The 13871-nt window shown below is 40.6% G+C and carries 16 protein-coding genes; 3 read left to right on the forward strand and 13 right to left on the reverse strand.

Annotation, left to right across the window (positions count from 1 at the left end; all coding sequences use genetic code 11):
- Positions 1-209: 209 nt before the first annotated feature.
- Positions 210-719, reverse strand: a complete 510-nt coding sequence (locus tag BV214_RS08135; protein WP_394334924.1) for a gamma carbonic anhydrase family protein — start codon at positions 717-719, stop codon at positions 210-212.
- Between the two features lie 192 nt (positions 720-911).
- On the reverse strand, positions 912-1904 hold the full coding sequence (locus BV214_RS08140) for a PorP/SprF family type IX secretion system membrane protein (RefSeq protein ID WP_086477009.1): 993 nt from the start codon (positions 1902-1904) through the stop codon (positions 912-914).
- Between the two features lie 119 nt (positions 1905-2023).
- Here BV214_RS08140 and BV214_RS08145 point away from each other — a divergent pair, with 119 nt between their 5' ends.
- The 3 genes from BV214_RS08145 (at position 2024) to BV214_RS08155 (ending at position 4207) form a co-directional block, all read left to right on the forward strand.
- Positions 2024-2932, forward strand: coding sequence for a NifU family protein (locus BV214_RS08145; RefSeq protein ID WP_086477010.1), 909 nt, complete (start codon positions 2024-2026; stop codon positions 2930-2932).
- Between the two features lie 69 nt (positions 2933-3001).
- Positions 3002-3202: a dodecin family protein gene (locus BV214_RS08150; protein ID WP_086477011.1), complete on the forward strand. Its 201-nt coding sequence runs from the start codon at positions 3002-3004 to the stop codon at positions 3200-3202.
- A gap of 174 nt (positions 3203-3376) precedes the next feature.
- Positions 3377-4207, forward strand: a complete 831-nt coding sequence (locus BV214_RS08155) for a mechanosensitive ion channel family protein (protein WP_394334925.1) — start codon at positions 3377-3379, stop codon at positions 4205-4207.
- Here BV214_RS08155 and tsaB read toward each other — a convergent pair.
- The 11 genes from tsaB to BV214_RS08210 form a co-directional block, all read right to left on the reverse strand.
- Positions 4204-4878 (reverse strand): tRNA (adenosine(37)-N6)-threonylcarbamoyltransferase complex dimerization subunit type 1 TsaB, encoded by a 675-nt coding sequence (gene tsaB / locus BV214_RS08160; RefSeq protein WP_086477012.1) that lies wholly within the window; start codon positions 4876-4878, stop codon positions 4204-4206. The genes BV214_RS08155 and tsaB overlap by 4 nt on opposite strands.
- 18 nt (positions 4879-4896) lie before the next feature.
- Entirely contained in the window at positions 4897-6237 is a 1341-nt protein-coding gene (locus BV214_RS08165; RefSeq protein WP_086477013.1) for a TolC family protein, read from the reverse strand.
- Between the two features lie 36 nt (positions 6238-6273).
- A complete protein-coding gene (locus tag BV214_RS08170; RefSeq protein ID WP_086477014.1) occupies positions 6274-7413 on the reverse strand; it encodes an efflux RND transporter periplasmic adaptor subunit in 1140 nt (379 codons plus the stop codon).
- Positions 7414-7445: 32 nt separating this feature from the next.
- Entirely contained in the window at positions 7446-8708 is a 1263-nt protein-coding gene (locus BV214_RS08175; RefSeq protein WP_086477015.1) for an ABC transporter permease, read from the reverse strand.
- Between the two features lies 1 nt (position 8709).
- The gene (locus BV214_RS08180) at positions 8710-9939 is read right to left on the reverse strand and encodes an ABC transporter permease (RefSeq protein ID WP_086477016.1); all 1230 of its coding nucleotides are present in this window, start codon (positions 9937-9939) and stop codon (positions 8710-8712) included.
- On the reverse strand, positions 9929-10633 hold the full coding sequence (locus BV214_RS08185) for an ABC transporter ATP-binding protein (protein ID WP_086477017.1): 705 nt from the start codon (positions 10631-10633) through the stop codon (positions 9929-9931). Before BV214_RS08185 ends, BV214_RS08180 begins: the two co-directional genes overlap by 11 nt.
- A gap of 572 nt (positions 10634-11205) precedes the next feature.
- A complete protein-coding gene (locus BV214_RS08190) occupies positions 11206-11466 on the reverse strand; it encodes a hypothetical protein (protein ID WP_086477018.1) in 261 nt (86 codons plus the stop codon).
- Positions 11456-11989, reverse strand: a complete 534-nt coding sequence (locus BV214_RS08195) for a DUF420 domain-containing protein (protein ID WP_086477019.1) — start codon at positions 11987-11989, stop codon at positions 11456-11458. The genes BV214_RS08190 and BV214_RS08195 overlap by 11 nt, the downstream gene beginning before the upstream one ends.
- Entirely contained in the window at positions 11990-12718 is a 729-nt protein-coding gene (locus BV214_RS08200) for an SCO family protein (protein ID WP_086477020.1), read from the reverse strand. It lies immediately after the preceding gene.
- Positions 12718-13350 (reverse strand): thioredoxin domain-containing protein, encoded by a 633-nt coding sequence (locus BV214_RS08205; RefSeq protein ID WP_086477052.1) that lies wholly within the window; start codon positions 13348-13350, stop codon positions 12718-12720. The genes BV214_RS08200 and BV214_RS08205 overlap by 1 nt, the downstream gene beginning before the upstream one ends.
- A gap of 117 nt (positions 13351-13467) precedes the next feature.
- Positions 13468-13851, reverse strand: a complete 384-nt coding sequence (locus BV214_RS08210; RefSeq protein ID WP_086477021.1) for a cytochrome C oxidase subunit IV family protein — start codon at positions 13849-13851, stop codon at positions 13468-13470.
- Positions 13852-13871 lie beyond the last annotated feature (20 nt).

Here is a 13871-nt window from a genome sequence, read left to right on the forward strand (position 1 = left end):
TTTTAAAGTTATAAATTTATATTCCTGAATTTAAAAGTGACATTCACTGTCCCTAGGGGAGGTATGTCGCATGCAATTTTTAATCTTTTTTTGCTTTGCAAAAATAGGATTATTTGACTTATTGTCCTTACAAATACACCTTCAGTTAGATAGGCAGCTATTTTTTTAATTAAAACTAGGAAGAATGAAGGTATTTGCAAGCGTATTGACTACTCTTTAAACCAACTGGAGTACTTCACATAACTCTCTGCAATCCTATTAACCTCGCCCTCACTTAAGGCCTCGCTAATATCCTTGATCTTTTTTGCCGGCATCCCTGCGAAAATAGTCCCCGAGGGAACATGGGTACCTTTGGTAAGTACCGCTCCGGCCGCAATAATACTATTACTTTCCACCACACAGTCGTCCATCACAATACTTCCCATCCCTATGAGGACATTATCATGTATGGTGCAACCGTGTACAATGGCATTATGCCCAATAGACACCTTATTGCCAATTGTGGTGGGCGACTTAAGGTAGGTACCATGGATTACCGCTCCATCTTGTACATTCACCTTATCGCCCATCTTAATGTAATGTACATCACCGCGAATTACCGCATTGAACCATACACTACATTGCTTTCCCATGGTTACATCGCCAACAATGGTCGCATTCTCGGCTATATAACAATCTTCCCCTATTTGGGGCGATTTCCCATTTACTTCCTTGATCATAATTGGATTATTAATTAATGCCTCTGTAACTGCCATTAAAGAGCTATCATGCTGCCTCAATGACTTGGACCCCTAGACATACTATTTTCACTATCACAAAACTATTCAAAATAAGTGGGAGTTCTCCATGGATGGTACAGAAACCGAAGACCAAAAGATGGATGAATTAAAAGAAGTATCACATTTTCTCACTTAATAATTGACCGCGGGACAGGAACAGTCGTACCTTTTTTCCCTTTGCCCAAAGTCGTACCCCAGGGTAATTTGATGGAATCCTCCGTCGTGAAACTTGGGATCGCCCATTTGATAGGAATAGTTATATGCCACCAAAAACCGTTTATAATTTACCCCTACCATGGGCGTAATCAATTGCAAGGATTGTTCCCCCACGTCGGATTGGGTTTGGTAGTGCACGCTTTGCAAACTTCTCCGATAGGAAATTCCGCCCCAAACCGTACCAAAATTTACAGCCCTGTACGCCTTAAGGTTTATATCTATGGCCCTTTCCCTAGTAAATTCGGTGTATTGAAACAAGGTAGAAGGTTCTATTTGCCAATCCCCTCGTCCAAAAAGGTAGCCAATGGAGAGTAGGTATTTCCTGAGATTGGTAGCTTCCACTGCGGAGTATAGGTCCCTACCCCTTCCCAATAAATTATGCACCGCCGCATGTGCTTGGAATTCCAGGAAGTTATAAGACATCCCCAAATCCAAATTAAAATAACCAACACTATTTCTAGAACCTGTAACCAAGGGGTCTGGTATTACGGAAACAAAGGAAGTTTCGTCTAAAGTACTTTCTTGTAATCCTGCACTTAGTCCAAAAGACAACTGATTAAGGCTTCTAAAGTCGCCTCCCAGCCGCAAGTGATGGGCATAGGTGAGCTTTAGTCCGGCTTGGGAATGATAGCCATTGGCATCCTTAAAGAAAATGGCCCCCAAACCACTTTGCTCCCCTACTCTAAAATGTGCATTGAGGGTTTGCAAATTGGGTGCCCTATCTACATTAAACCACTGTTTTCTTAAGGTTGCCCTTATCTTACCACCTTCCCCGATCCCTGCCATAGAGGGATAAACCAAATAATAGTTGTCCGATAAATAATCAAAGTATACGGGTACTCCTTCTTGACCATGGGTTGAAGGACCCAGGGCAAGAACAAAAAGGATAACCAAATATAGCTGCTTCATTTAAGAGGTGAGGGGGTTTAGCTGCATTGCCCATATACAATCTATAACGATTTAAAGACTACATTATTATATACGCCATAACTTAGAAATCCTTCGTACTTTTGTAAAAAATATTCATTATGAAGGAGTATACAATTACAGTGGTCCCGACCAATAATCCGGCGATCCTAAAATTTGAAACCAACCACTTTCTCACTAAGAACCAACAATACGAATTTAAAAATATAGACGAAGCCAAAAACTCGCCTTTGGCCCAACAGCTATTTCACTTGCCATTTATAAAGACGGTTTATATAGCGGGTAATTTCATTGGCTTGGAGCGTTTTAATATTGTGGAGTGGGACGATGTAAAAGATACGGTAGCCCAGCAATTAGCCGATTACCTAAATGCCGGCGAGGTGGTAGTTAATGAAGAAGAGGTGGACGACAAAAAGAAAGTAGCGGTGACCGTTTATGCAGAAGTTACCCCAAACCCCGCTGCAATGAAATTTGTTACCAATAAAAGAATAGTACCCACATCGTTCGAGTTTAAGAATATTGAAGAAGCCAAAGACTCTAAATTGGCGAGCCATTTATTTACCTTTCCTTTTGTAAAAGAAGTCTTCTTTGATGAGAATTATGTTTCCATCAACAAATATGATGTGGTAGAATGGGATGAGGTCACCTCTTCTATTCGCGAGACCATCCGCGATTTTATTGCCGAAGGCAACGAAGTGGTATCTGCCAGCAGCATTCAAAAGCAGCGCTCGGATTCTCCTGCCTCAAAATTGGAAGACTCCAATCTGGACGACACCTCTAAGCAGATCATTGATATATTGGAAGAATACGTGAAGCCAGCAGTTGCTTCGGACGGCGGAAACATCCTATTTCAATCATACGAAGAAGATAGCAAAACCGTAAATGTAATTCTACAGGGGGCTTGTAGTGGATGTCCCTCCTCTACCTTCACCTTGAAAAATGGGATTGAGACGATGTTAAAAAATATGATGGGTGACAAAATCAATGAAGTAGTTGCCATAAACGGTTGATTTTCTGCGCACTTACAAGGTTTTCCATCTTTTATTTGCTAACTTTAAGAAAATCTAAATTCATATATTATGGCAATCTTAAAAATTATTGAAATACTAGCAAGTTCAGAAGATGGATGGGAAGATGCAGCTAAAAATGCTGTGAAAGAAGCTTCCAAAACCGTTAAAAATATACGATCCGTATATATAAAAGAGCAAAGTGCAACCGTAGAGGATGGAAAAATTATGCAATATCGCGTGAATGTAAAAATAACATTTGAAGTCAAGTAGTTTTATTTACCCACCCTAATTAAGCGCCACTATTAGGCGCTTTTTTTATGTCATCAATTTATTTTGGCCCTTTCACCCTAAATTGGCTTCGGTTGCCAACATTAACAATTGTTTGATTTTCTATTCTTGGCGACCTAAAAGATTTTTATTTGTTTTGTTAAAAATTTAAAATTTATGGATATCGATATTATTACAAATTACGAAGAACACTGGGATCAGGCAGTGGCATTTATGTGGAAGGCACTTCCAAGCTTAGGAATGGCCATTCTCATCTATTTTTTAGGCTCATGGGCTATAAAAATCATCAATCGTTTGGTGCGTAAATTCTTTGAGAAGACGGATTACGACCCATCATTGGAGAGCTTCCTGCGAAGTTTTATCAATATTGGGCTTAAAATAATGCTTTTCGTTCTTGTAATCACCCAGCTAGGAGTAGAATCTGGCTCACTAATCGCCATTATTGGTGCCGCTGGTCTTGCTGTTGGTCTGGCCTTACAGGGGTCCTTGTCCAATTTTGCTGGTGGTGTCCTCATTTTATTGTTTAAGCCTTTTAAGGTAGGCGATTGGATATCTGCACAGGGTGTAGACGGTACGGTTAGGGAAATCACGATATTTACCACAAAGCTCAGTACTGCTGGAAATCAAATTGCCATTATCCCTAACGGACAATTGTCTAACAACAATATTATTAACTACAATGCGCAAAGCACAAGAAGGGATAATATTACCATTGGGATTGGGTACGATGCTAATATCAAACAAGCTAGGGAAATCCTTTTGCAAATATGTGCTGAGAACGAGAACATACTAAAGGATCCTGCTCCACAGGTTTTTGTTGCCGAATTGGGGGATAGCTCCGTAAATCTTTCCCTACGCTTCTGGGCGGAAACCAGCGTGTTTTGGGGGGCTCATTTCCATGTAATAGAAGAGCTTAAGTATCGATTTGATGAGGCAGGTATAGAAATACCATTCCCACAACGGGTAATACACAATGCAAAGGCTTAGGACTTCTTCTTGGTCTTTAGAATAAAATCTTTTAAGTAATAGGGTTCAAAGTAGGCGACATTCTCAAAATCGCCTACTTTGAACTTTTTATAGGAGAGTTCTCCCATTTGCTGTGCTGTTGGCAAGGCAGTTTCAAAAGTAAAGTTAGGATGATCTAAGAGTTCCTTACATTTTTCTGCCCCATCCCCGATGAGCAGCACCGGCCCTTGTTCTGCATACTCCATAAAATGGCCTTCCTCTATAATCTCGGCCATGGTTTCCCTTAGTTGTTCTCCTTGCGTATTAAAAATGGCCGAATACACTTCCATCCTTCTTGCATCTAAAACAGGAATAATATACTTATAGGTATTGGGGGTGGCTTGCTTGGCCAAGCTCTCTAGCGTAGCAACCGATATTAAGGGGAGATCCAATGAAAAACACAATCCCTTGGCCGCAGACACTCCTATTCGCAATCCGGTATAGGAACCAGGGCCTTTACTTACGGCAATGGCCGAAAGGTCATTAAAAGACAAGGAAGCCTCTTGCAAAGCTTCCTGTATAAAAACATGTAGTTTTTCTGAATGTGAGTAATTAGGGCTATTATCCTCTTTTAAAAGGATCTGCTTTCCGTTTTTGGCAATACTCACCGAACAATTGGTGGTTGCCGTTTCCAAGTTTAATAGTATCGCCATATAGGCTACAAATATAACTTAATCTAAAACTATTGGCAGACCAAAATAAAATTCGAGCACTTTTAATCTAAAAATATAATCGTATTTGGTACGGATAAGCTCTGCTTCCGCATTATCTACACGGGATTGCGCCTGACTATAGTCGAAGGAGTTCATTAAACCCACATTAAATCGGTCTCTAGAGTATTCGTATGCCAACAGCCTTGCTTCCAGTGTTTTTTCTGCTGCCTCGTACGCCTTGGCATAACTGGTTACATCTACATAAGCCTGATTGATATTTGTCTCCAGATCCAATTTATTTTGCTTGTGCTGCAACTTAGACCGCTCTACGTTGATTTTGGCTCGCTGCACCGCATTTCTGGTGCTAAAGCCGTTAAACACGGGGATATTCAATTGCAAGCCATATGAAATTCCATCGGTTAGATACAACTGATCTGCAAAGGGAATTCGCTCTCCTGTAGCCGGATTTCTAAATTCACTGGAATACTGTGTCCCATAATTAAAAAAGGCTCCCAAAGTAGGGTAAACGGCCCCCTTGGCTATTTGCAGGTCCTTTATCGCCAAGTCTACATTGGACAAGGAGAATTTAATATCATTCCTAAAGGTAAGCGCTTTTTCAAAAATAGATTTCGGGGAATTGTCTAAGATCGTTGCGGGGGGAATATCAAATTCCTCTTCTACGATATCAAAATTCTCATAATCGGTTATCTGTAAAAGCTGAGCCAAATTTATCCGGGAAAGCAAAACACTATTTCCCATGTTTACTATTTGCTGTTCCTGATTGGCCAAGGTGGCTTCAATTTCCAACAAATCACCATTTGGGACCACCCCGGCATTCACCAACTCTTTGGTTTTATCCAAATCCTGAGTGGTAACGGCATATTGTGCACGGAGTACTTTTAATGTCTCTTTATTAGACAGTATCTGGAGGTAGGCATTGGCTACGGCCAGCATAATATCGTCCTTCAAATTGTCTAAGCGATATTGATTGGCCAAGGCATTTAGCTTAGCCCTATTTAATCTATGCATGTTCCTAAGCCCGTCAAAAATTGTAACGGACGAACCAAATCCGCCCGAAGCGGTGGTGATGGTTCCGGTTACCTGCTGGTTTCTAGATTGGTCCAGAACCAAGCCCGAATTGCCAGAAATCCTTGCATTCATATTGAAGGTAGGCAACATAGCGCCAATGGCATCGGACCTATCTATCATAGCATTGTCCAAGTCCAGTTCGTACTGTTCTATTGTTAAATTGTGGTCTACGGCATAACGAACACATTCTTCCAAAGTCCACTTCTTCCCTTGGGCCGTGATGGTCGCAAAACTGAAAAGAAATATTCCTATAATACCATTAATTCTCATCTATATCCTGTTTTTTTTATTGATAATGTCATTGGTTTATTCGGCCTCTTCCTCGTCTTCCGTTCCTATTTTAATTGGCTCTGTTTTATTCCATACCTTCACCTTATCATTTTCCGTAATTCCCGATAGGATCTCTACATTTACCCCATCCGAGATTCCAATTTCCACATCCCTTCTTTCAAACTTCTGTTCTTCCACGGGCCCCGTGGCAATCTCTACATAAGGCTTGTCGGTTTTTTTATCGAACTGCAATAGCGCTTCTGGGATGGCCAGCACATTCTCTTTCCTTTCTAGCACCAAAGAGGCATTGGCACTATAACCTGCACGTATTAGGAATTCGTCTTCAATGGTAACATCCCCTTCTATCTTAAACTGTACAGCACCTGATTCTTCCAATCCCTTAGGCGCTATAAACCTAAGCTTGGCATCGAAGGTTTTATCATTAATGGCCCCCAAGCTTATTTCCAATGGCATCCCCAGTTCCAATTTACCGACTTCTCCTTCATCTACTTTTCCTTCAAAGATCATTACACTCAGATCTGCGATGGTAGCAATGGTGGTTCCTTCATTAAAGTTATTACTCTGTATTACCTGATCCCCTTTTTTCACGGGAATCTCCAAGACTGTTCCAGAGACGGTAGCCCTAATATTGGTGTTTGCCAGCGAAGATCCTCCAGCAGACCCCACTCGTATTATCTGATAGTCCGATCGCGCGTTTTCTAGTTCTAACACCGCCTGGTCATAGCGTAGCTTTTGGGTATCATAATCCTGACTAGAAATCACTCCTTTTTCAAACAAGGTTTTATTTCTATCGTACTCAGATTTCACATTATTCAAGGCTATTTCTGCATTCCTAACCCTTCCTTTCGCTTGGTTAAGGGACTGCTCATTGGGAACCACCTTAATTTTAGCTATAAGATCGCCCGCATTTACCTTAGCACCTTCCTTTAGGAATATTTCATCGATTATCCCTGAAATCTGAGGTTTAATCTCTACTTCGTCTTCGGGAATAACCTTTCCTGTGGCTACGGTTTTCTTCTCAATATCGGTAGTGATGGGGGCTTTTACCTCGTAGGATATGGCAGATTTGCTGTTGGACTTAATAAAGAAAGCTGCAGCCCAGAGCGCTCCAAGCACCAAAACACCTATTAGCACATATTTTACTATCTTATTCATTTCAGTATCTATTTATTTAGAATTGGTTATGTTTATTCTTCTCTTAATGCGTCTATTGGTTTAATACTGACCGCCCGCTGCGCAGGAATCAGCCCTATTAGGGTTCCCAGAACCACCATAATGGCCAAGGCGCCTAAAATATAGGGAATGGGAACAGTAGGGTTGGAATAGGGAAAATCTAGATCTTCCGTGGCGTTGTTGATTATACTAAGCACACCTGCCCCTAGAATAATACCCATGATCCCAGCAATCATTGTTAGAAACACGGATTCCAAAATTATCTGGGCACGTACTTCTCGGGGGGTTGCTCCTAAGGCCCTACGCACCCCAATCTCCTTGGTACGTTCTTTTACGGAGATCAACAAGATATTACCAATCCCGATCACCCCTGCCAAAATAGTGGCAATCCCCACTACTAAAGACAAGAAGGTAAGCCCTTGGGCAAAACCACTGATTCTATTAAACACCTCTCCAATATTAAAGGAACCAAAGGCTCTTTCATCATCTGGATTTACTCTATGTATTCTTTTCAAATGTGCTTTTACACTCTCTTCTACCTTTAGCACATCGGCATCATTATAAGCGGCGATAGAAAACCAGCCCACGTCGTTTCCGGTGTTGTATAATTTTCTATAGGTGGTAAAGGGGATAAAAATATCACCATCATTATCGAAACCTCCTCCTTGGGAAAACTTATGTACTCCCACTACTTGGAAGTATACATTGTCTATCCTGATAAACTTCCCTATAGGCGACTCGCCTTTTTCGAACAATTCTTTTTCGGTACGCTCCCCAATAACACAAACCTTTCTCGCTTTTTCTATATCTGCATCATTGATAAACCTGCCGTTGTCATAAATTTTCTTGGTGGTAATTTTGGTGAAAACGGGAAAGTCGCCGTATACGTTATAACTACCAAACTTCTGTCCTCTTACTATGGTCCCTGGCGCGTCTCCAAATACACCCCTTACGTTTCTGGGAGCAATGTATTCTATCTCGGGAATCCTATTTTTTAGCTGGGTCGCATCTTCCAACTTTAATTGAATGGGCCTGCCAGTTTTAAAGCCTTCATAGGGCATACTAGTACTTTGCGCCCAAACAAACATACTGTTCTTGGCAACACTTTTAAAGATCTCTTCAAAGCCATTATCCATCCCCTTTGCGGCACCGGATAGGGCAATGTAAATAAAGATACCCCACAACACCCCAATTACGGTAATTATGGTTCTGGTCCTATTTTTTCCAATAGAACCAAAAATCTCCTGCCATGTATTTCGGTCAAATAAAAATCGCATATTATTCGTCTCTTAGGGCTATGATTGGTTTAATTTCGGCGGCTCTCTTTGCTGGAATATAACCCGCAATGGCCCCAAACACAATTAAAAGTATGGTAGCACTGATGGCCAATGTTAAGTCTATATAGGGATTGGTGATAAAGTAATCTTCCAGTTCATCTCCCATGGAGTTTAGAATGGCTATGCCAATAACCATCCCCACAAATCCAGAAATAGTGGTTATAAAAACGGACTCTAATAAAATGGAACTGATTACCGACTTAGGGGTGGCCCCCAGGGCTTTTCTAATTCCCAATTCCTTGGTGCGTTCTTTTACCACAAACACCATGATATTACTAATCCCAATTATCCCGGCTATAATGGTCCCAAAGGCTACAAAAGCAACTATAATTTGGAGCACCCTTGCAAATTGCTGGTTTTGCTTTAATTGATCGGCGACGTTTCTTATAAAAAATCCGTTTTGATCCTCAGGACTAATATGTTTTTTCTCCCTTAGCAACCTATCCAAACTTTTGTCTAGCGCCATGGCACCTACATACCCGATCTCTGGTTTAAATCCCACGATAATCTGATTGATCTTATCCGTGTTTTTCTCTATAAGCTGCCTGGTGGTATAGGGTAAATAAATTAAACGCTCCTCATTATCGCCTCCTTCATCTTGGAAGACGCCTATAACTTTAAAGGCTATCCCTCCCACATCTAGGTATTCTCCAACGGCATTTTTACTACCAAACAAGTCTTGTTCTACCAACCTACCAATCACCACGTATTTCGTCCTATTTATTATATCCTGCTCGTTTAAATAACGCCCCTTCATCATAATGGTCTTTTCCGCATACTGATGTGCAGGGGCTACCGCACGGGTAGTGTAATTATTGGACTCGTTTTTATATTTAACCAGGGCGCTTCGGGTGATTCTAGGAGTGGTATACTCCACAAACATGGCGAGGTTTTTTTCTATATCCTCCAAGTCCGAGTTATCAAATTCAATGGTTCTATTGGATTTATACCCTTTATAAGGAACGGAGGTACGACCAGGAAACACAAACAGCACGTTGGTGGCATCGTCCCCAAAAAAATCATCAAAAGTATTGATAAGGCCGTTACCCATACCAAAGAGAACCACAAAAATGAGGATACCCAGGGATACCGTAAAGCCTGACAGGAATGTACGAAGCTTATTCTTTTGAATAGTATCGAATATCTCCTTCCAATTATCCCTACTGAACATATGAAGAAGCTCTTACTTGATTAATTTTTTCATCCTCTATGATAACCCCGTCCTTTAAATGTACTATTCTCTTACACATCTTGGCAATGTCTGGCTCATGGGTTACAATGAGGATGGTATTACCGGCATCGTTAATTTTCTGAATTAGATCCATCACCTCATAAGAGGTTTTACTGTCCAAGGCTCCTGTAGGCTCATCGGCCAACAATACCTTAGGTTCTGCTGCCATAGCCCTAGCGATGGCAACCCGCTGTTTTTGCCCTCCAGACAATTCACTGGGAAGATGTCCTGCCCATTCTTTTAGCCCTACCTGCTCCAGGTATTTTAATGCCTTTATTTCTCGTTCCTTTCTACCCACTTTTTGGTAGTACAAGGGGAGCGCTACATTCTCTGCCGCAGTTTTATAATTAATAAGGTTGAAGGACTGGAAAACAAACCCCAAGAACTTATTTCTATATTGCGCTGCCTTAGTTTCATTCATATCTTTAATAGGCACTCCATCTAGCGTGTACGTCCCCTCATCCAAGACATCTAACATCCCCAAAATATTGAGAAGGGTAGATTTTCCGGAACCCGAAGACCCCATAATAGCTACCAACTCCCCATCATCTACGGTAAAATTGATTCCTTTTAAGACGTGAAGGGAATTGTTCCCCATCTTATAAGATTTATGAAGGTCTTTTATTTCTATCATGTTATTATTGAATTAGCAGGTTTTAGCAGCTTATACAGGTATAGGACTATTCCTTCTTAATTTTGTTACAGTTTTATTTGACAAAACTTTTAATCAAAACAAAAAACCCTGATAATCAGCATAATATATTTAGTGAAAATATTTAATCAGATGGCTATTCCTATTTACCATGTACTATAAAGCATTACCGCTGGAGCTACTCCTTTAAGACAAGCTTTTAAGGAAAGACGCCATATTACGAATAAACCCGCGGGAATAGTACGATGGATGAAATAGGAACAAGAACGTTCTACGCTGTAAAATACAAATAAAACCTATATACCAAGCTCTAATTCAGGAACTTTCCTTTCGCAAAAGGGGAGTAAAAGAAATAGCACTATAAAAGCGCAAGGGAGATGAGTAAAAAGCATCAAAGAAGTTGGCATTCATCGCCAAACGAAGCCGTAGATAAATATAAAATGGCAAACGGAACGCCCAGGAGGCTCTAGGTAAGCAGCCATCCGACAAGAAAGGAAGTTTTAAAAAGAGGAAAGGCATGCCTTCCCCATTCGGGAAGTATTTGGTGTTCTGGACTAAGATTTCATTTTTCTATAGACAAAAAAGAAAACCCCAGCCACTAATATATAAGGCACGGCCATTAAATAAACTATCCCATTATTAATACCCTCAGCTACCGCGTTATTATCTCCCGTCTGTAATACCGCCCTACACATGGCACATTGTGCCGATGCCGACTGCGGGAACAACATCACCAATAAAAAAAGGGACCCCAAAAGGTATTTTACCCTGGTTCTAGCCACTTTATTAAACAGTACATTAGTATTAGCTTCCATAATAAGGAGATATCATTAAATAAACCACTACGCCACTCACTGCTACATACAACCAAATTGGAAAGGTAATCTTAGCGAGTTTCCTATGCGCTTCAAATTGCTTTAAATATGCTTTTGCAAAGGTACGCAACACCAAAGGAACAATTACAATAGACAGGAGGATATGTGTAATAAGAATAAAATAGTACACATACCTAATATTGCCTTCTCCTCCAAAGGTAGTAGAGTCTGCCGTCATGTGATACGCCACATACATAATTAAAAATGCCAATGACAACCCAATGCAAGCTGTCATTAGTTTTTGGTGCAGGCCTAACTTCCCTTGCTTTACCGCAATAACGGCCACCACTAATAAAACTGCTGTTAGCGCATTGGTAGAAGCATATATGGGCGGCAAGAACATTAAGGGCTCCACATTGGGCAATTTAACCCCAAAAAGCAGGGCAACTACCAGCGGAATCACCACAGAAACCACATTGATAAGCTTATTAAATTTCTTCTCCTTAGCTAAATTAACTTCCATCTACTCTTGCAATAGTTTTTTAATGTCTTCTTTTAGGATAGAGATCTGCTCCTCCTCACCGTGGTCATTTACGCCTTCGGCCTCTGTAATAGCCCCTCTGTAGTAAATAATGGGATTTCCAAACTTATCCATTCTAGAACGGATGTATCCGTTTTTATCGATTAGCGCAAACAATCCGGCGTGTTCAAAGCCACCAGGAGCATCGGGCATATGGGCTGCAAAAATATTAAACCCATTATTGGCCAACTCATAGATATCTTTCATGTCGCCGGTTAAAAAGTGCCAATCCATATTGGTAACCGCGTATCTTTCGGCATAGGTTTTGAGCACTTCTGGCGTATCATTTTCTGGGTCAATGGTAAAGGAAGCCACACCAAAGTTGTCAAAATCCTTGAACTCATCTTGCAACTCCACTAAATTCCTATTCATTATAGGGCAGATAGTAGGACAGGAGGTAAAGAAAAACTCCACCAAATAAACCTTACCATCATAATCCCTATTGGTAATCATGAGGCTATCCTGATTAACGAAGGCAAATTCAGGAACTTTTCGCTTCTTCCCATTTATTTCCACAAAGGCCAAGGGTTCGTTATCACCCTTTAAATTCATTCTACCACTTTTAACTACGGTACCCTCTTGAAAGCGATTAATGATTCGCGGAATAAAAATGATTCCAAACACCAAAACCACCAAGGAGACCCACACATAGGTATACTTATTTTTTTGCATTATTTCTCTCTATTGGAATTATTCTTCTTCAAGGCCATACGGTATTCGGCCAGAATTATTTTTACATCGTCTACCATCTTATTATTAAGCTCGGCTACCTCTAAGGCATTAAACCCGAATTTAACCCCTTCGTCCTCATCGTCATCTCTTCCTCTTAGTCTACGCTCTTTATCTATAATAAACACATAGGGCGTCCCCAAATCCTCCCCCAGGGTTAAATTGCTTTCTAGACTGTTAAATTGCTTTTTGATTTCCTCATCCTCCCCAAAAACAAAATGCCATTTGGAGGCGTCTGCCAATTGGTTCAATTCCTTTTTCAGGGATTCTACCGCTTCCTCGGTGCCTTTAGGCATTACCATCACAAACTGAAAATCATTGAATTCATAAAAGCGCTTATAAATTTTCTGATTCAGATTGAAGGCTTGTGCCTGCTGGTATTGGATATTCTTACCTAAAAAACCCAAAATGGTAATCTTTCCATCAAGGGATACGGCATCCTGACCGAAGTCTACTTCGGCGACCTCCTCGGTCAACTGGGTTAACCTACCAAAGTTGGTAACTCCTGAAGCAAAAAAAAGATAAATTAGGATAGGTAGCACAAAGAGGACAACTAAGACAAATGTTTTTTTCATCTGAAAAATATTAGCAGGGCCATCTTGTAAAAAGAAGGGTTGGCCCATTCCCTGTAGGGGCCGTACAAAAATAAAAAAGACGGTTGTTAAACCGTCTTTTTAGTTGTTAATTATTCGTTAGAAGTTCCAAGCTATAAAGCCCTCCTTTAAAACGTTATGGACGTAATCTGCCTCGAATAATAATATAAATACCATATAGGATATTAGAAACACCCCAGTCCAGACAATAATCCTTCTAAGGGAGGTTTTCTCGTCCCTAAGGTGCATAAAATCCCATGCAATATAATAGGCCTTCACTATGGTTAGGATTATGAAAATCCAGTTTAGCCACTTCATTCCAAGGAAATGGCTATGCACCAAAACCTCTGGTTTAATAATCCCCAATATCACCTCTACCGCAGTAACAAGGGTAAGAAGGATTAATACCCCCCATATTTTATGAACGTTGCTCTTAAACTTCCAGTACCCTCTAAAAATTGCAAGCTTTTGATCTTCTGCCATTGTAAATATATTTTTTTAAG

The organism is Arenibacter amylolyticus (assembly GCF_002150785.1).
Lineage (GTDB): Bacteria > Bacteroidota > Bacteroidia > Flavobacteriales > Flavobacteriaceae > Arenibacter > Arenibacter amylolyticus.

Excerpts from the sequence above, each read along its gene's own strand:
- BV214_RS08135 (WP_394334924.1), bottom strand. The coding sequence starts at position 719 with ATGATCAAGGAAGTAAATGGGAAATCGCCCCAAATAGGGGAAGATTGT.
- BV214_RS08140 (WP_086477009.1), bottom strand. The coding sequence starts at position 1,904 with ATGAAGCAGCTATATTTGGTTATCCTTTTTGTTCTTGCCCTGGGTCCT.
- BV214_RS08145 (WP_086477010.1), top strand. The coding sequence starts at position 2,024 with ATGAAGGAGTATACAATTACAGTGGTCCCGACCAATAATCCGGCGATC.
- BV214_RS08150 (WP_086477011.1), top strand. The coding sequence starts at position 3,002 with ATGGCAATCTTAAAAATTATTGAAATACTAGCAAGTTCAGAAGATGGA.
- BV214_RS08155 (WP_394334925.1), top strand. The coding sequence starts at position 3,377 with ATGGATATCGATATTATTACAAATTACGAAGAACACTGGGATCAGGCA.
- tsaB (WP_086477012.1), bottom strand. The coding sequence starts at position 4,878 with ATGGCGATACTATTAAACTTGGAAACGGCAACCACCAATTGTTCGGTG.
- BV214_RS08165 (WP_086477013.1), bottom strand. The coding sequence starts at position 6,237 with ATGAGAATTAATGGTATTATAGGAATATTTCTTTTCAGTTTTGCGACC.
- BV214_RS08170 (WP_086477014.1), bottom strand. The coding sequence starts at position 7,413 with ATGAATAAGATAGTAAAATATGTGCTAATAGGTGTTTTGGTGCTTGGA.
- BV214_RS08175 (WP_086477015.1), bottom strand. The coding sequence starts at position 8,708 with ATGCGATTTTTATTTGACCGAAATACATGGCAGGAGATTTTTGGTTCT.
- BV214_RS08180 (WP_086477016.1), bottom strand. The coding sequence starts at position 9,939 with ATGTTCAGTAGGGATAATTGGAAGGAGATATTCGATACTATTCAAAAG.
- BV214_RS08185 (WP_086477017.1), bottom strand. The coding sequence starts at position 10,633 with ATGATAGAAATAAAAGACCTTCATAAATCTTATAAGATGGGGAACAAT.
- BV214_RS08190 (WP_086477018.1), bottom strand. The coding sequence starts at position 11,466 with ATGGAAGCTAATACTAATGTACTGTTTAATAAAGTGGCTAGAACCAGG.
- BV214_RS08195 (WP_086477019.1), bottom strand. The coding sequence starts at position 11,989 with ATGGAAGTTAATTTAGCTAAGGAGAAGAAATTTAATAAGCTTATCAAT.
- BV214_RS08200 (WP_086477020.1), bottom strand. The coding sequence starts at position 12,718 with ATGCAAAAAAATAAGTATACCTATGTGTGGGTCTCCTTGGTGGTTTTG.
- BV214_RS08205 (WP_086477052.1), bottom strand. The coding sequence starts at position 13,350 with ATGAAAAAAACATTTGTCTTAGTTGTCCTCTTTGTGCTACCTATCCTA.
- BV214_RS08210 (WP_086477021.1), bottom strand. The coding sequence starts at position 13,851 with ATGGCAGAAGATCAAAAGCTTGCAATTTTTAGAGGGTACTGGAAGTTT.